The sequence below is a fragment of the Desulfovibrio sp. SGI.169 genome (genome assembly GCF_050313595.1).
Lineage (GTDB): Bacteria > Desulfobacterota > Desulfovibrionia > Desulfovibrionales > Desulfovibrionaceae > Desulfovibrio.
In genome coordinates, this window is record NZ_JBNPLS010000002.1 from 142,857 (window position 1) to 159,298 (window position 16,442).

Here is a 16,442-nt window from a genome sequence, read left to right on the forward strand (position 1 = left end):
ATTCATTATGGGTCGCGCTTGGTCGGGAGGCAAGGTTTCCCTCCGCAACGCTTGCCGTTCATGGCGTCTGTCTCGTGTCGGCGCGCACAAGCGGAACAGCCCGCCTGACTTCCCACGGCGGGCTGTTCCGCTTGTGCGTCAGACCAGGAGCGAATCACATGCCCAACTGGGCCAGCATGTCGTCAATGGCGCTCTGGGAGAAACCGTTCTTGTCCGGCCCCTTGAGCTCGGAGGAGACCTTGCGGCTCTGGCGAAAATCCTCCACAGCCTTGCGCGCCTCGTCTTGCAGGGTTCGCGCGTCTTTGTCCGGATGTTTTTCCGCGCCTTCCATAATCAGGCCGGAGGAAAGATAGAGCTCAACCACGCTTTTTTCGATTTTGTCCAAAGCCGCGACCACCCGCTTGATTCGCTGGCCCGTGATGTCCTGAAAGCTCAGGGTGGTCAGCAGCGTGGTGAGGTCATTGCCCAACTGGCTGTTGATCTCGGTCAGGCGGGTTTTTTGGCTGTCCGTGGCCGTGCCGTCGCGCACGGCGCCCAGCAGGGCTGCGCTTTCAGCCTGGAGATCCAGATGTTTTTCCACAATTTCCATGATGCTTATGGCGGCCGTTTCCGTGGTCTTGAGCACTTCGCCCAGCTGATCTGAGGCCTCGTGGAACAGGGCGTCCGTATCGGACGCGGGCGTGCCCTGTTCGCTGGAGGCTGAGGAAATCTGCTGATAAATATTTTTCAGCCCCTGGCGCATCTCGGTGCTCAGTTGCTTGTATACGGCCGGTTCGTCGCGTTGTTCCGCCATCCCCCCTTCCCCTTTTTCGGTTGTAATGGGCCCGTTTGTATCGCGGTCGCCGTAAAGGCGGGCGACCGCGTCCCTTACTGGTTGGTCTTCAGAAAATTTTTGGCCCGCGCGGCTTCCGGCGAATTGGGGAACTTTTTGATCAGTTCCTGCATCCGGGCCTTGGCCGCGGCGCCCTGATTCAGTTTGCCGAAGCTGATGCCCTGCTTCAGATATGCGCCAGGCGCGCGCGAGGATGTGGGATATTTTTTGATCACCGTGTCATAGGCCAGGGCCGCGTCCGCGAACTGGTTGCGCTGGAAGTAGCATTCCGCCAGATAGTACTGGGCTTCCGGAACCAGGTTGTGATCCTTGTAATTTTTCAGAAAATCCGTGAAAGAGCGCTGGGCCTCGTCATATTTGCGGGCATTGTAGGCATTGACGCCCGCGTCAAAGAGCGCCAGCGAAATGTCCTTTTGCGGGGCCTGTACCACGGGCTGGGGCGAGGGCTGGCCCCAGGTGCTGGCGGCGGGCGCCTGTACGGCCGGAGCGTAGCCCGCGTCGCCCGATGCGCCGGACGCGTCAGGCATGCCGGATGCCGCCTGGGGCGCGCCCATGGGGGCCGAAGACGCGTTGGCGGGCAGCGGGTCTCCCAGATTGAGATTCAGGGCCATGCTGCTTTCCACCTGGCGCAGAGCCGCGTCATGCCGGTTGACGCGCTCTGTCAGGGCGCGCGCGCCGCCCACATTCTGCAAATCGTCCATCTGCCCCTTGAGGACGTTCAGCTCTTGCCGCATGGCCTGAAGCTGATTCCAGGCGTCGGCCTGGGCGGGTTGCAATTGCCTGAGCTGCATGTCGTGCTGCTGCACCCGCTGCTCCAGATTCAGGGAGCCGCTGCCGCCTGAGCCGCTCTGCACGCAGGCGCCCAGCAGCAGAACCGCGCAGGCCAGAAGCGGAAGATGGAAAGAACGGAATTTGTTCATACCTGCCTCGTTTCAGCGTTGAATTTTTCCCCGGGCCTTGCCGCGACCCGCAAAAATATAAATGATGCCGCCCAGTACCGGCAGAAAAACCACCAGCACCAGCCAGAGCGCCCGTTGCTGGGGCGTGGCGAATTCATGATCCCAGATGTGCCAGATGCTCCAGAAACTGGGAAGCATGGGAATCAGTGCCGCCAACGGATGCCACCAGGCAAAGCTCATGCCTTTTCTCCCCTGTCGGAGGGTTCGCGCCTGGGCGCGCCGCCCCGCGCGTCTTCCGGCGGGTTGCGCCAGATCACCAGGCAGGCCAGAAAAGCGCCGACGCAGATGGCCGTATCCGCCACGTTAAAGGCGGGCCAGTGCCAGTCGCCCCAGTAAAAATCCAGAAAATCCACCACGGCCCGGAAGCGCAGACGGTCTGTGAGGTTGCCCAGGGCGCCGCCCAGCACCAGGCCCAGGCCGGCAAACAGCCAGGGCGCATAGCGCGAGCTTCGCGTCAGGGCGATGATGGCCCAGGCCGCCACAACCGTGGCCGCCAGAAAGAGCCAGAATTGCCATTCGATGTCCGAACGGTTCAGAAAGCCGAAGGCCGCCCCCCGGTTGCGGATGTTGATCAGATCAAAAAAACCGGGAAGCACCGTCACGGGCCGGTGTTCGGGAATGGCGGCCAGCACCCACCATTTGCTGAGCTGATCCAGCGCGAAGGCCAGCGCGGCCATGCCGCCCAGAATCCGGTAACGTCGTCTCATTCGGCCGCGCGTCCTTTGTGGCCGTCAGCGGGCAGGCCCTTGAGCACCGCCGCGCAGCGCGGGCAAAGCGAGGGATGCGCCGGGTTCGCGCCCAGCTCGTCGCTGTAAATCCAGCAGCGTTCGCATTTTGCGCCGCGCGCCTTTTCCACATTGATGGCCAGACCGGGAATTTCGCTGTCGCGGCGGGCGCCCTGCGGGGCGTCGGCCAGGGGGGCCAGCTCAAGCTGCGAGACAATGCAGACAGCGCGCAGGTCTGTATGCAGGCTTTCCAGACGCTCGCGCAGCTCGTCAGCCAGATGGAGCGTCACCCGCGTATCCAGCGAGTGCCCCACCACGCCGTCACGGCGCAGGGGCTCAATGGCTCTGGTCACCGCGCCGCGCACGGCCAGCAGCGTATTCCAGTCGTCGCGCTGGCCGTCGGGCAGCAGAAATTCCTCGCCAGACACGGCCTGCAGGGCAAATACCGTGAGTTCGGGGCCGCGCAGGCCCGCGGGCAGGTGGTCAAAAATTTCCTCTGCCGTGAAGGAGAGCACCGGGGCCATGTCGCGCAGCAGCATGCGCAGAATATGCCAGAGGGCCGTCTGGGCCGAGCGGCGTTCCGGGCTGTTCGGGCCGGAGGCGTAAAGGCGGTCCTTGAGAATGTCCAGATAGATCGAGGAGAGATCCGTCACGCAGTAATTGTGCAGGCTGTGATAGACCTTGTGAAATTCAAAGTCCGTGTAGGCCCGCTGCACGCGCTCGTGCACGCGCGCGGCCACATCCAGGGCAAAGCGGTCCAGCGGCAGCAATTGTTCTAGGGGCAGGGCGTCGGCCCTGGTCAGGCCGTCCATATTGCCCAGAATGAAGCGGCAGGTGTTGCGGATGCGGCGATAAGCGTCCACCAGGCGGCTGAGAATCTGGTCTGAAATGCGGATATCCTCACGGTATTCCACGGAAGAAACCCAGAGGCGGACGATTTCGGCCCCGAACTTGTCTATCAGCTCTTGCGGGGCGATGACATTGCCGATGGATTTGGACATCTTGCGCCCTTCGCCGTCCACCACATAGCCGTGGGTCAGCACCGAACGGTAGGGGGGCCGTCCGCGTGTGCCTTCGGACACCAGCAAGGAGCTGTGAAACCAGCCGCGATGCTGATCCGAGCCTTCCAGATAAAGATCCGCCGGGCAGGAAAGCTCGGGGCGCGCTTCCAGCACCGCCGCGAAGCTGGAGCCGGAGTCGAACCAGACATCCAGAATGTCGCTTTCCTTTTCCCAGCGGTCGCCGCCGCAGTGCGGGCACTTCAGGCCGGCGGGCGCAATCTCGTCCAGACTCGCCTCGTACCAGTAGTCGCAGCCTGTGGGATGCCTGGCGAAGCGGTCGCAGATATCGCGCATCCAGGCGGGGTCGTTCCAGGCTTCGCCGCAGCTCTGGCAGCGCAGGGCCAGAATGGGCACGCCCCACTGGCGCTGGCGCGAGATGCACCAGTCCGGGCGGGATTCGATCATGTTGTAAATGCGGTCCCGGCCCCAGGCCGGAATCCACCGCACATCCTTGTCGATGCTGTTCAGGGCCCGCGCGCGCAGGTCGTTTTTCTCCATACTGATGAACCACTGGGTAGTGGCCCGGAAGATCACCGGGTTTTTGCAGCGCCAGCAGTGCGGATAAGAGTGCTGAATCTTGTCTTCCTGAAGCAGCGCGCCTTTTTCCCTGAGTTTTTCGATGACCTTGGGGTTGGCCTCCGTCACCGTAAGCCCGGCGAAAAACTCCACAGCGGGCAAAAAGCGGCCCGCGTCGTCCAGGGGGGAGTAAATGTCCAGGCCGTACTTCAGGCCCACCTCATAGTCTTCACGCCCGTGCCCCGGCGCGGTGTGCACGCAGCCGGAGCCTGTGTCGAGGGTGACATGCGGGCCCAGGGTCAGGGGCGAGGGCCGGTCATAGAAGGGGTGGCGGGCCGTCAGGCCCTCAAGCCGCGCGCCCGCGGCCCGGCCCAGAACCCTGGGCGCATTCCAGCCGAACAGGGCGGCGCAGGGCGCGAGGCGCTCTTCGGCCAGCAGGTATTGCGCGCCGTCGACCTCTGCCAGCGCATAGGCAAATTCCGGGTGCAGACAGACCGCCATATTGTCCGGCAGGGTCCAGGGCGTGGTGGTCCAGATGACCACAAAGGCGCGCGAGGGGTCGGCCTGCGGGAAAACGCCTTTCAGGCCCGCGTCGGGCAGAGGAAAGCGGACATAAATGGAGGGCGAGGTATGGTCGTAATACTCCACCTCGGCTTCTGCCAGGGCCGTGTGGCAGGAACAACACCAGTAAATGGGTTTTTTGGCGCGGATGACGTTGCCTTTTTCCACAAAATCGGCCAGTTCGCGCGCCGTGGCGGCCTCGTAGGCGGGTTTCATGCTCATGTAGGGGTTGTCCCAGTCGCCGAGCACGCCCAGCCGCCTGAACTCTTTGCGCTGAACGTCGATCCACCTGGCCGCGTAGTCGCGGCAGAGCTTGCGCACCACATGGGCGGGCAGTTCTTTTTTCTTTTCCTTGAGTTCCTGCTCCACCTTGTGTTCGATGGGCAGGCCGTGGCAGTCCCAGCCGGGCACATAATGCGCGGCAAAGCCCTGCATGTTGCGCGACTTGACCACAATATCCTTGAGAATCTTGTTCAGCGCCGTGCCCATGTGAATATGCCCGTTGGCATAGGGCGGGCCGTCGTGCAGCACATAGGAACCCCGGCTGCCCGATACGTTGACCATGAGTTCGCGGGCGTGGATCTGATCCCATTTCTTGAGAGTTTCCGGCTCGCGCCGCGCCAGATTGGCTTTCATGGGAAAGGCGGTTTGCGGAAGATTCAGGGTTTTTTTGTAGTCACTCATGCTGGCTCCCAGCGGCTGTGCCCGGCCCGTGGGCCGGAAGTGGTGCGGGCGAAAAAATCAATCTAATCTGGGCAAAGAGCGGTGTAAAGTCAAGAAGGCCGCATCAGCGCGGCCTTCTTGAAAGCATCTTTCGCCCGTATCGCGTCACTGCGGGTTGCTTGAATACGGCTCAGAACGGGGCGGGCGCGCCCTCCATGGCCTCGGCCAGTTCGCGCAGGGCCGCGAGGCTGTCCCGCGCCTCCTGGGGAGACAAGGCGTGCAGGGCAAAACCGGCGTGAACGATGACATAATCGCCGACCTGCGGCGGTTCGGGCAAAAGCATCATGGACGCGGTCAGAAATGTCTGGCTTTCGCCCACGCGCACGCGGGCCATGCCTTCTTCCTGAAGTTCCACAATCTGGGAGGGAATGGCTAGACACATACTGGAAACCTCGCGCACTGAAAATAAGCGTTCAGGGCTGAACGGCAAGACGCGCGGGCACGTTGCCGTTTTTTGTCTGGATGGCAGAGCCGTTGCGGCGCTTGCCGCGCCGCCGTGAGCATAACAGGGGCCATGCCGCGAGGCAAGGGCGGCACATGCCGGAGCGGGGCCGGGCATTGCGCGAATGCCCGGCCCCAGCCCCTTGCGCGCGAAAAAGGCGGGGCCTTGCGGCCCCGCCTTTATGCGCCCCACTACTTGGGACTGTTGTTGCCCTTTTTCTTCTCCGGGAAGAGCACGAAGTTCCAGTACAGCACATAGAGGGGCAGCACCACGAACATCATGGCGTACGCCCAGCTCTTGGTGAACAGGAAGTAATCATAAAAGGTATGGAATTCCATAGTGTTCTCCTTGCGCCTAGTGGGCTTCATCCTTGAAATCGGGATGTTCGTAAAGCACGGGCATGTGGTAGACGATGAAGCGATACACGGTCACGATCATGGTCACCACAAAGATGGAGATGCATATCTCCCAGATGCTCGGGAAGTACCGCTCTGCGGAAGGGAGGTTGTAGTTGAAGGCGATCATGGAGACATTGAAGCGATTGAGCACAATGCCGAGAACGGCATTGACCGAGGCGAAGCGGCACAGGCCGACGTTGCCGTCCCGCGCGCCCTTGGCGTAGAGCAGGGCGGGCATCAGCACAAAGAAGAGCATCTCCACCAGCCACCATGCCCCGTAACCCGTGAAGAGATAGGGAATGTTGGCCTGCACCAGCATGTCAATGAGCTTGAGCATGAAATAGGCGAAGAGGATGAAGGAGGCGGCCCGCGCGAAGCTCAGCACCACGCCGTCGGCTTCGCGCAGGTGGGTGGCGTCCATGTACTCGTGCACGCCCTTGTGCGCGAACATGCCTTCAAAGATGACCATGGAGGCGCCGGCCGCCATGGAGCTGACAAAGAAGAACATGGGCATGAAGGGCGAGTACCAGAGCGGATGCAGCTTTTCCGGCGCGATGAGGTAAAGCGACCCCAGCGAGGACTGGTGCAGGGTGGAAAGGGTCACGCCGAAGATGGTCAGCAGGATGGTGCAGCGAATGACCAGCTTGCGCCACCTGAGCAGCCAGGGAAACTTCTGGGCCAGCCATTCCATGGGCGCGACGGAGAACTCGATAAAGAGCACCGTGACATAGGTGGCCACGCACAGGCCCACTTCAAAAAGCACGGAAGTGGTGCCGGGGAAGAAGAACATGTAGGGCAGGCGCAACGGATGCCCCAGGTCATAGAGCAGGGCCACCACCACGAAGGCGTAACCCAGAAAGGCCGTGGTCACGGCCGGGCGCACCGCCGAATGAAAGTGCTTCATGCCCATGACGTAACAGGCCACGGTGGTGAAGTAGCCGCCGGCGGCCAGGCACACGCCGCAGAGCAGGTCAAAGCCGATCCACAGGCCCCAGGGCTGGTTGTCGTCCAGATTGGTCACCGAACCGATGCCCTGGGTAAAGCGGATGATGGTGATGATCAGGCCCACTGACAGGATGATCCACGTCAGGATATTGCCCGGGGTTCGCCGCAGCAGCGGATCAAGGTTGAACAATCTGTCCTTGGTGGGAATGACGATGCCGTGGTTTTCCATCTACTTATCCTCCCCGTGCTTGGAGCACGCCACCTCGGCTTCCCTGGCCTTCAGGGCCTCGGTCATGGCGCGGCGGGCCCGTTCGGCCGCGCCTTCGCCTTCGGTTTCCTCAATTTTGCGCACGGCGGCATCCACGGCGGCCGCCACGTCTTCCCTGGCCTCTCTGAGCACCTTTTCCTGCTCCAGCTTGCTGATGGCCTCGCGGCGCTTGGTCATGGCGTAGGCCCCGCCGAAAAGCACGGGCCAGAAGGCCACGATCATGGGCACCGCGCCCAGGGCGCCGTAGGTCAGTTCGCCCATGGGGCGGTTGCCCAGATGGGTGTTCAGCCCCAGCTGTTTCAGATCAGGGGCGGCCTCCGCCGGGTTGTCCGGCGACACGGGCGCGCCCTCGGCGGCCGGGGCCAGCACCATCCAGGCGGTGCCGCCGGCGTCGAATTCGCCGTAGACATAGTTGACGTATTTGCCGGGATTGTCCGCAATGCGGGCGCGGGCCACCTTGATCAGGTCGCTGCGGCGGCCGAAGGTCAGCGCGTCCACGGGGCAGGCCTCCACACAGCCGGGCAGTTTGCCTTCCTTGAGGCGGGGCTCGCAGAAGGTGCACTTCTGCACCAGCGGGTCAAAGGCCTCGTCGTACTGGAAGCCCGGCACATAGAAGGGACAGGCCACCATGCAGTAACGACAGCCCACGCACTGGGAGCCGTCATAGGTCACGCTGCCGTCAGGCTGCTTCTGAAAGCATTTGGCGAAGCAGGCCGAGGCGCAGGCCGGGTCGTTGCAGTGAAAGCACTGCAACTTGCGGAAGACCGGCTTGCCGTTCATCTCGTACTTGTTGACCACGGTCCATTCATAGGCGGTGGTGCGGCGGCGGGTGGCGGTGACCGAAAGATCACTGAACGGTTTGTCGGGTTTGGGCAGATGGTTCACCTTGTTGCAGGCTTCCTCGCAACGGCGGCAGCCGATGCAGCGGGTGGTGTCGTGCAGTACGCCGTAGCTGTCGCCATAGTAAGGGAAGGTATGCATGCCGGCTTCGGCCACTTTTGCCGTGCCCAATGCCGAAACCACGCCCGCGCTGCCCAGAATGGTCAGGAATTTTCTGCGATTCATATGCGTTTCTCCGTACTATTCGGCGCGCTGCGGGGCGCGTTGCTTGTGGCATGTGGCACAGTCGGTGTTCAGCGGGCGACCCACCTTCATGGCCTTGTGGCAGCCCATGCATTGCAGATGATAGGCGGCCTTGAGCGTCGGGCGGGTCGGATTTTTGGGATCAATGGTTGTGGTGTGGCAGTTGCCGCATTTGGGCGGCGTGGCCGACAGGGGGCTGTTATGATGGCAGGTGGAGCAGAGCGTCTCTGGCCTGGTGTGGAAAGCCTGGGCCAGCTTGTCGTCCTTGATGCGCTCCATAAGCGAACTCACATGGCGACGATGGGTGAAAACGCTGGGCTCGTACTGCTGGGCCAGGGCGTCGATGACCACCTTGTAGGGCGCCTGCAGGCCCGTGAGATACGCCACGGGCTTTTTGCCCAGCACAACTTCGGCGGCCAGAGCTTCGTTCTGGGCCTCGGGCAGCTTTTCGGCGATGCCCTGCTGCAACTGCTGCGCGCTCATGGAAGGCGCGCCCGTGTGGCAGACGGCGCACCATGCCGCGTTGCGCGCGGGTTTGACCAGCGCATGACAGCCGGCGCACTGGCGCTGGCTGAGCCGCCGCTCGTGACAGCTCACGCAGCTCTGGGGCGTGTTGCCCTGATCGCGTTTGGCGATATCCGTGGCGTGCATGGCCCGCTCAAGGGTGACGAAGTTGCCCTCGGCCTTGCCCTCCACCGTATGGCAGGTGGTACAGGACACGGGATCGCCCGTGTGGTGACAGGCCATGCAGTCTTCGATTTTTTTCTCATGGACGAGGTGATTGAAGACCACGGGTTTCATGCCGGCGCCCTTGGGATTGGGCTTTTCGCCGACAGGAAAGATAACCGTGGCCGACGGCGCGCCGCTGTCCGTGGGCTCCAGGGAGGCCGCGACCGCAGGCCCCGCCCCCCAGGCCGTCAGACACGCCGCGCCGGCCAGGGTCATCGCCGCCAGCAGAAGCAGTGTTGTGCCATTCCTCATGTGCTTGTCCTTTTGCATGCAGACAGTACCCCAAAATACCTCGCCCGCAACACCACGCCACGGGCTGTCTTCCGGCTCCGAAAGGGCCGGACAGGTCGATATCAGGTCTACGGTAGCCCAGCGCGGGGGTTACGTCAAGGAGGGGAACGCATTGCGCGGGCTTCTCAGGCCGGTGAGGCAAGGTTTTGAGAAATTTTTCGCAAAAATCAGCGTGCCGTTCAGGCCGGGAAATGGCGAACGCCGTTGCAGCGTTCGGGGCTGGAGGATTTCTTTCAGCGGGCCGGCCAGCGCCGCCGGGCTTCTTCCAGCACGGCCGCCACATGGTCGGGCGGCAGAAAAATTGCCTCGGACCGGGCGCGAAACCATGTCAGCTGGCGTTTGGCATAGGCGCGGGTGTTGCGCAGCCAGAGGCGGCGGCATTCCGCAAGGCTGATCCGGCCTTGCAGATGGGCCAGGGCTTCCGCCGCGCCGATGCCGGACCAGCCCGGCGCGGCCGCATCGTCGCAACGGGCGCGGGCCTGGCGCGCCTCGTCCAGGGCCCCGGCGGCCAGCATCAGATTCAGGCGACGGGCCAGACGCGGTTCCAGCCAGGCCAGATCAGCATTGAGCACCAGCAGCGGCCCCCGGCAGAGCGGGGCGCTCATGGCGTTTTCATGCCACCAGCTGAAGGGGCGGCCTGTGCCTTCCAGCACTTCCAGGGCACGCGCGATGCGCTGTCGGTCATTGGGATGGATGCGCGCCGCGTAGGCCGGGTCGGCCTTGCGCAGCTCGGCATGCAGGGCGGGCGCGCCCTCGGCTTTCAGGCGGGCTTCCAGACGGGCGCTGACGGCCGGGGCAAGAGGGGGAATATGGGCAATGCCGCGCAACAGGGTTTGAAAATAAAGACCCGTGCCGCCCACCAGCAGCGGGGTTCTGCCGCGCGCCAGCACCTGGCGGGCCCTGGCCGCGGCCTGTTCCGCCCATTGCCCGGCGCTGATTTTTTGCGTGGCGGGCAGAAAGCCGTAAAGATGATGCGGGCAGGCGGCGCGCTCCTCCGGCGAGGGCTGGGCCGTGATCAGCGGAAAATCGGCATAGACCTGCCGCGAGTCGGCGTTGATCACCTCGCCGTTCAGCTCCCTGGCCAGAAGCAGGGCCGCGGCTGTTTTGCCCGAACCCGTGGGCCCGGCCAGGCAGATCACCGGCACGGGTCGCGCGGCGGGAGAAGGCTGCGCGTCCCCGCTCATTACGAAACGCGAAAGCCGCCGTGCGGGGCCGCCAGACAGGGCGTGCCTGGGCGCACTTCGCCTTTGGCGTATTTTTCACGCAGCCTTCGGCGCACGTTTTCGGGAACCATGCCCTTGACGTCCGCGCCCTGGCTGGCCGCCGCCTTGACGATGGTGGAGCTGATGAACAGCCACTGATAGTCGGTCATCATGAACACGGTCTGAATATGGCGCTGCAGGCGGCGGTTCATGAGGGCCAACTGGAATTCGTACTCGAAATCCGATACCGCGCGCAGGCCGCGCAGCAGGGCGCAGACCCCGCGCCGGGCCGCGTATTCCACAGTCAGGCCGGAGAAGGGCTCCACCACGACGCGAGGCTCGTTCCTGAGGGCCTCGCGGGCCATTTCCACCCGCTCTTCATGGCTGAACAACGGGAACTTGGGCGTATTGTCGGCCACGGCCACGATAATCTGGTCAAAAACGTCGCAACCGCGCCGGATCAGACTGAGGTGGCCGTTGGTCAGGGGGTCGAATGTGCCGGGATAAAGGGCTGCTCTCATGCTGCCGTCCAGATGCAGATGCGTGTCTGGCCGAAAAGGCGTTCGGCCAGAAGGTTGAAGGAGGGGGGCGTCGTGAGCCTGGCATCCTTTTCAATTTCCGCCGTGACAAAGGCCCCGGGCGTGAGCCAGCCCCTGTCCGCCAGGACGCGCAGGGCCGGCTCCGCCAGGTTCTTGCGATAGGGCGGATCCATGAAGACAAGCTCAAAGCCTTCGGGCGGCTGGCGTTTGAGAAAACGCAGCACGTCCTCCCTGAACAGGCGGGTCTGGCCCTCGAGGCCCAGGGCCGTCACGTTTTCCTGAAGGCAGCGCATGGCCGGGGCCGCGTTTTCCACCAGCATGGCCGAGGGCGCGCCCCGGCTCAGGGCCTCGAAGGCCAGGCTGCCGCTGCCGGCAAAAAGATCCAGCACGCGGGTTTCGCTCCAGACCAGGCCGCGCGAACCCAGCATGGAAAACAGCGCCTCGCGGGTGCGGCCCATGGCCGGTCGGTAGCCTTCGCCTTCCACGGTTTTCAGCACGCGGCCGCCCAAGCCGCCGGCAATGACGCGCATAGGCCGCCTACATGCGCGAAAGCAGGCGGGTCATGGCGTAATCCATCTTGGCCAGAGCCTCCTGCAATTCGGTCTGTTCCACCCAGGGGCGGCCTTCCACATCGGCCAGCTTGCCCTTGAACATATCCCACTTGCGTTCCACCTCGCCGGTGAGAAAGTTCCAGTCCACCCTGGGATGGGCCTGGCTTTCGTGCAGCACGGTCTGGGTCACGCGTCCGCCTTCCAGAACCAGTTCCTCCAGATATTCGGGAATCAGCGGCGTGAGCCCGAAGCGCTCTTTGATCAGCCCGGCCAGCGTGGTCTGGGCCGAGTTTTCGCCGTGCACCAGCACCACCTGCGCGCCGTTGCCGGCCAGGGGGGCCAGCCAGTCCAGCAACTGGCTCTGCCCGGCATGGCCGGAAAAGCCGTTGATGGTGAAAATACGCGCCTTCACGTCCATGTCTTCGCCGAACAGCGTGATTTTTTTGGCCTGCTCCACCAGCTTGCGGCCCGGCGTGCCCACGGCCTGATAGCCCACAAAAACCACGCTGGCGCCGGGCTTCCAGATATTGTGCTTGAGATGGTGCTTGACGCGCCCGGCATTGCACATGCCGCTGGCCGAGATGACAATGGCCGGGCCGCTGACATCGTTGATGGCCTGGGATTCGGCGGTGCTCAGCGTGTAGCGCAGGTTGGGCAGAGAGAAGGGGTCGTCGCCGCTGCCCAGCAGGGCCCTGGCGTCTTCGTCGAACAGTTCGCGGTTGCGCTCGAAAATCTCCGTGGCCCGGATGGCCAGGGGGCTGTCCACGAAAACAGGCATGTCCCCGGGCAGTTTGCCCTGGCTGTTGAGTATGTGCAGGCAGTAGAGCACCTCTTGCGTGCGCTCCACGGCAAAGGCGGGAATGATCACCTTTTCGCCTCTGGCGTGGCTGTAGGCCACGGCCTCGGCCAGCTCCTCGGTGCTGCCGCTTTCATTTTTGTGGTTGCGGTCGCCGTAGGTGGATTCCATGAACACATAATCGGCCCTGGGCGGATGTTCCGGATCGCGGACAATCAGAGACTGGGGGCGGCCGATGTCGCCGGAAAAGATCATGCTGGTGGTTTTGCCGTTTTCTTCGGCCTCCAGGCGCAGGGAGCCGGAACCCAGAATGTGCCCGGCGTCGTAATAGGTCACGCGTATGCCCGGCGCGGGTTCAAAGCTTTTGTGATAGTCCACGGTCTGAAAAAGGGTGGCCGCCTTCTGGGCGTCCTCCATCGTATAAAGCGCGGCGGGGGGGTGTTTCAGGCCCCGGCGTTCGTACTTCCTGGCTTCCGACAGGGCTTCCATTTCCTGGATGTGGGCGCTGTCCTGCAACATGATTTCCAGCAGATCGCTGGTGGCCTTGGTGCAGTACACGGGCTTGCTGAAGCCGTTTTTGACCAGCAGGGGCAGCAGCCCAGAATGATCCATATGGGCGTGAGTGATGAGAACAAAATCAATGTTTTCGGGCTGATAGACCCCGGCGTCACGGTTGCGCCGGTCAATGGCCTTGTTGCCCTGGTGCATGCCGCAGTCCACGCAGAAACGCTTGCCGCATGCTTCGATCATGTAGCAGGAGCCGGTGACTGTTTGGGCCGCTCCCAGAAATTGTACTTTCATACGCACTCCAGTGGATGATGCAAGGGTGTGACAATTCTTCACATAGCCGCAGCCCGCGGCCCTGTCAAATTGCGGGGGGAGGCGGCGGCCGCTCCCTTGCGGGCGCGCTTCGGCTCACATATACTGGATGCGCCCGCTTGCGCGGGCTGCGGCGGAGACGCCGCCATGACATCGTTTTTTTCGCAAGGAGCGTTTATGCCTGAACTACGACAGAACTTTGTGGATGATCTGACCTCCGCAACCACCGAATCCTGGCGCACATTCCGAATCATGGCGGAAATGGTGCAGGCTCTGGACACGCTGAACGCCTTGAAGGTCAACTGCATTTCCATTTTTGGCTCGGCCCGCTGCACACCGGACATGCAGGAATATCAGGATGCCGAAAAGATCGCCCGCATGCTGGTGGAGGCTGGTTTCGGCATCATCACCGGAGGCGGTCCGGGCATCATGGAGGCGGCCAACAAGGGCGCTTTTGAGGCCGGTGGCGAGTCCGTGGGCCTGCATATCCATCTGCCGCACGAGCAGGGCTGCAACCAGTATGTGAAAACCCGCTGCAATTTCCGTTACTTTTTTATCCGCAAGTTCATGTTTGTGAAGTACGCCATGGCCTATGTGGTCATGCCCGGCGGCATGGGCACCATCGACGAGCTTTCCGAAGCCTTTGTGCTGGCGCAGACCGGCCGCACCCGGCCTTTCCCCATCATCCTGTACAATTCCCGCTTCTGGAGCGGCATGCTGGAATGGCTGCGCAAAAGCATGACCGCCGGCGGCTTCATCCATGAGGAGGAGATCGACAAGCTCATCACAGTCTGCGACACGCCTGAAGAAGTGGTCAGCCACTTGTGCAAGATAGTCATTTTGTAGCGTGGCCGCGCGTGTTCGCGCCGGCCGGGCCGACGCCCGACCCGCCGCCGGGTCTGAGCTGGGAAGGCCTGATGGATGTGGCCCTGGCCCAGGCCCGGCTGGCGGCGGCGGACGGTGAAGTGCCGGTGGGAGCGGCGCTGGCCGGGCCGGACGGACGGCTGCTGGCGCAATGCCATAACGCGCCCGTGACCCTGCGCGACCCTACTGCCCATGCCGAAATGCTGGCCCTGCGCGCCGGGGCGGCGGCCGTGGGCAATTATCGCCTGAACGGCTGCGTGCTGGCGGTCACGCTGGAGCCGTGCGCCATGTGCGCGGCGGCCCTGGTGCACGCGCGTCTGGCGGGCCTTGTCTATGGCGCGGCGGACACGCTGGCCGGGGCCGTAACCTCGCGCGCCGAATATCTGGATGCCCCGTGCTGCAATCACCGGGTCTGGCACATGGGCGGAGTGCGGGCCGAAGCCTGCGCGGCCCTGCTGCGTGATTTTTTCGGCGCGCGGCGGGCGGAAGACAGCACGGACTGAACCCGGCCATCCGGCCTGAAAGGGATTTCTCATGCTGGAACTGACGGTTTTTTTGAGCGGCGCGCTGGTCATGGTGCTGGAGATGGTGGGCGGGCGTGTGCTGGCCCCGCATGTGGGCACGTCGGCCATTGTCTGGACCAGCCTCATCGGCGTGGTGCTGGCCTGCCTGGCGCTGGGCGCATGGGCCGGGGGCCGCTTCGCGGACAGGGCGCTTTCCCGCCGGGGTCTGGGCCAGGCGCTGGCCGGAGCCGGGCTGGGCTGCGGGCTGACCGCCTTTTGTCACGCCTCGGTGGGCGCGGGCGTGACCCAGGGGGTGGGCAATATCTATCTGGCCGCCGTGGCCGCGGCGCTGGGCATTTTCGCCCTGCCCGCCTTTTTTTTCGGCATGATCACGCCCTATGTGATACGTCTGCGCATTGCCGGCGTGGACACCGCCGGGGCCACGGTGGGGCGGCTGTACGCCCTGTCCACGGCGGGCAGCATCCTGGGCACCTTTCTGGGCGGTTTTGTGCTGATTTCCTTTTTCGGCAGTACGGCCATTCTCTGGGGCGTGGCGCTCTGCATGCTGCTTCTTTCGCTTTGCAACGCGCCCTCCAGACCCTGGCCGCGCCTGCTGCTTCTGCTGCTCTGCGCCCTGCTGGCCTGGCAGGACAGCCTGTACGGCCAATGGCTGGCTGAGAAAGGCGGCACGCGGCTGGTGGAAAGCCCCTACAACAGCATCCGGATCATGGAAGGCGCGGACTACGCCCGCGGTGGCCGCGCCGTGCGTCTGATGGCCACGGACCCCGGCTACAGCCAGTCCGGCATGCTGCTGGACGCCCCCGACGAACTCTATTTCGACTACACCCGCTTTTACGCCCTGGGACCGCGCCATGTGCCGGACGCGCGCAGGGTGCTGATGCTCGGCGGCGGGGGCTATTCCGTGCCCAAGTGGCTGCTGGCCGGCAAGAGCGGGCTGGATGCCGCCGCCCTGCGCCTGACCGTGGTGGAGCTGGACCCGGCCATGACCGCCGCCTCACGGCGCTGGTTCGGCCTGAAGGATGACCCCCGGCTCAGCCTGCGGCACGAGGACGCCCGCGCCTTTCTCAATCGGCAGCGGGAGAGCTATGATCTTGTTTTTGTTGATGTCTTCAATTCGCATTATTCCGTTCCCTTTCAGATGGGCACTGTGGAGGCGGCAAGGGAACTGCGCCGGGCCGTGGCCCCTGGTGGCGCCCTGCTGATGAATGTGATTTCGGCCGTGGAGGGCCCGGACGGGCGGCTCTTCCGAAGCATTTATCATGCCCTGGCCGCCGCTTTCGCCGAGGTGCGCGTCTATTGCGTGGGCAGACCTGACCGGCCCCGGGAGGTGCAAAATCTGATGCTGCTGGCCTTTCCCGATGCCGGGCGCGTCGCTTCGCCCGCTCCGGTCTTGGCCACGGACCCGCCGGCCGCCGAGACGGAGGCCATGCTGTCGGCGCGCTACGCTCTGCCTGTGCCCGCTGATACGCCCGCGCTCAGCGACGACTTTGCGCCGGTGGAGCGCTATGCCCTGATGCTGCTGCGGCGCTAGTGCCTGCTTGCAAAAGTGGGCCCGCAAGGGTTTTGCGGCGGCGTGGCCGGGTTCATTTGCGAAAAACCGCATTTTTTCGCCAA

Annotated in this window: 17 protein-coding genes; 3 read left to right on the top strand and 14 right to left on the bottom strand. The window is 63.6% G+C overall.

Translation table 11 applies throughout. From position 1 onward, the window contains the following. Positions 1-154: 154 nt before the first annotated feature. From ACQRA4_RS02165 to ACQRA4_RS02230, 14 genes are all read right to left on the bottom strand, one after another. Entirely contained in the window at positions 155-793 is a 639-nt protein-coding gene (locus tag ACQRA4_RS02165) for a protein phosphatase CheZ (RefSeq protein WP_427821440.1), read from the bottom strand. A gap of 74 nt (positions 794-867) precedes the next feature. Next, entirely contained in the window at positions 868-1,752 is an 885-nt protein-coding gene (gene ybgF / locus ACQRA4_RS02170) for a tol-pal system protein YbgF (protein WP_427821441.1), read from the bottom strand. Positions 1,753-1,764: 12 nt separating this feature from the next. Beyond that, positions 1,765-1,971, bottom strand: a complete 207-nt coding sequence (locus ACQRA4_RS02175; RefSeq protein ID WP_427821442.1) for a PLDc N-terminal domain-containing protein — start codon at positions 1,969-1,971, stop codon at positions 1,765-1,767. Further along, entirely contained in the window at positions 1,968-2,498 is a 531-nt protein-coding gene (gene lspA / locus ACQRA4_RS02180; RefSeq protein WP_427821443.1) for a signal peptidase II, read from the bottom strand. The genes ACQRA4_RS02175 and lspA overlap by 4 nt, the downstream gene beginning before the upstream one ends. Then, positions 2,495-5,338 carry an isoleucine--tRNA ligase gene (gene ileS, locus ACQRA4_RS02185; protein ID WP_427821444.1) on the bottom strand — a complete coding sequence of 948 codons (2,844 nt, stop codon included), beginning with the start codon at positions 5,336-5,338 and terminating at the stop codon, positions 2,495-2,497. Before ileS ends, lspA begins: the two co-directional genes overlap by 4 nt. A 169-nt stretch (positions 5,339-5,507) precedes the next feature. Next, on the bottom strand, positions 5,508-5,759 hold the full coding sequence (locus ACQRA4_RS02190; RefSeq protein WP_427821445.1) for a HypC/HybG/HupF family hydrogenase formation chaperone: 252 nt from the start codon (positions 5,757-5,759) through the stop codon (positions 5,508-5,510). 251 nt (positions 5,760-6,010) lie between these two features. After that, positions 6,011-6,157 (bottom strand): sulfate respiration complex protein HmcD, encoded by a 147-nt coding sequence (gene hmcD / locus ACQRA4_RS02195; protein ID WP_427821446.1) that lies wholly within the window; start codon positions 6,155-6,157, stop codon positions 6,011-6,013. Positions 6,158-6,173: 16 nt separating this feature from the next. Continuing rightward, entirely contained in the window at positions 6,174-7,391 is a 1,218-nt protein-coding gene (hmcC, locus tag ACQRA4_RS02200) for a sulfate respiration complex protein HmcC (protein ID WP_427821447.1), read from the bottom strand. Further along, positions 7,392-8,495, bottom strand: coding sequence for a sulfate respiration complex iron-sulfur protein HmcB (gene hmcB / locus ACQRA4_RS02205; protein ID WP_427821448.1), 1,104 nt, complete (start codon positions 8,493-8,495; stop codon positions 7,392-7,394). It abuts the gene before it with no gap. 15 nt (positions 8,496-8,510) lie between these two features. Continuing rightward, positions 8,511-9,494 carry a cytochrome c3 family protein gene (locus tag ACQRA4_RS02210; protein ID WP_427821449.1) on the bottom strand — a complete coding sequence of 328 codons (984 nt, stop codon included), beginning with the start codon at positions 9,492-9,494 and terminating at the stop codon, positions 8,511-8,513. A 272-nt stretch (positions 9,495-9,766) separates the two neighbouring features. After that, positions 9,767-10,717 (bottom strand): tRNA (adenosine(37)-N6)-dimethylallyltransferase MiaA, encoded by a 951-nt coding sequence (gene miaA / locus ACQRA4_RS02215; RefSeq protein WP_427821450.1) that lies wholly within the window; start codon positions 10,715-10,717, stop codon positions 9,767-9,769. Next, complete coding sequence (gene coaD, locus ACQRA4_RS02220) at positions 10,717-11,256, bottom strand: pantetheine-phosphate adenylyltransferase (protein ID WP_427821451.1); 540 nt, start codon at positions 11,254-11,256, stop codon at positions 10,717-10,719. The genes miaA and coaD overlap by 1 nt, the downstream gene beginning before the upstream one ends. Next, a complete protein-coding gene (gene rsmD, locus ACQRA4_RS02225) occupies positions 11,253-11,804 on the bottom strand; it encodes a 16S rRNA (guanine(966)-N(2))-methyltransferase RsmD (protein WP_427821452.1) in 552 nt (183 codons plus the stop codon). Before rsmD ends, coaD begins: the two co-directional genes overlap by 4 nt. 7 nt (positions 11,805-11,811) lie before the next feature. Beyond that, positions 11,812-13,422 (bottom strand): MBL fold metallo-hydrolase RNA specificity domain-containing protein, encoded by a 1,611-nt coding sequence (locus ACQRA4_RS02230; RefSeq protein WP_427821453.1) that lies wholly within the window; start codon positions 13,420-13,422, stop codon positions 11,812-11,814. 195 nt (positions 13,423-13,617) lie between these two features. Here ACQRA4_RS02230 and ACQRA4_RS02235 point away from each other — a divergent pair, with 195 nt between their 5' ends. Genes ACQRA4_RS02235 through ACQRA4_RS02245 form a run of 3 tightly spaced genes read left to right on the top strand, consistent with a single transcriptional unit; the run spans position 13,618 to position 16,359 of the window. Beyond that, positions 13,618-14,286 (top strand): TIGR00730 family Rossman fold protein, encoded by a 669-nt coding sequence (locus tag ACQRA4_RS02235; RefSeq protein WP_427821454.1) that lies wholly within the window; start codon positions 13,618-13,620, stop codon positions 14,284-14,286. Then, complete coding sequence (gene tadA, locus ACQRA4_RS02240; protein WP_427821455.1) at positions 14,265-14,807, top strand: tRNA adenosine(34) deaminase TadA; 543 nt, start codon at positions 14,265-14,267, stop codon at positions 14,805-14,807. The genes ACQRA4_RS02235 and tadA overlap by 22 nt, the downstream gene beginning before the upstream one ends. A gap of 31 nt (positions 14,808-14,838) precedes the next feature. Further along, on the top strand, positions 14,839-16,359 hold the full coding sequence (locus tag ACQRA4_RS02245; protein WP_427821456.1) for a fused MFS/spermidine synthase: 1,521 nt from the start codon (positions 14,839-14,841) through the stop codon (positions 16,357-16,359). Positions 16,360-16,442: the final 83 nt, after the last annotated feature.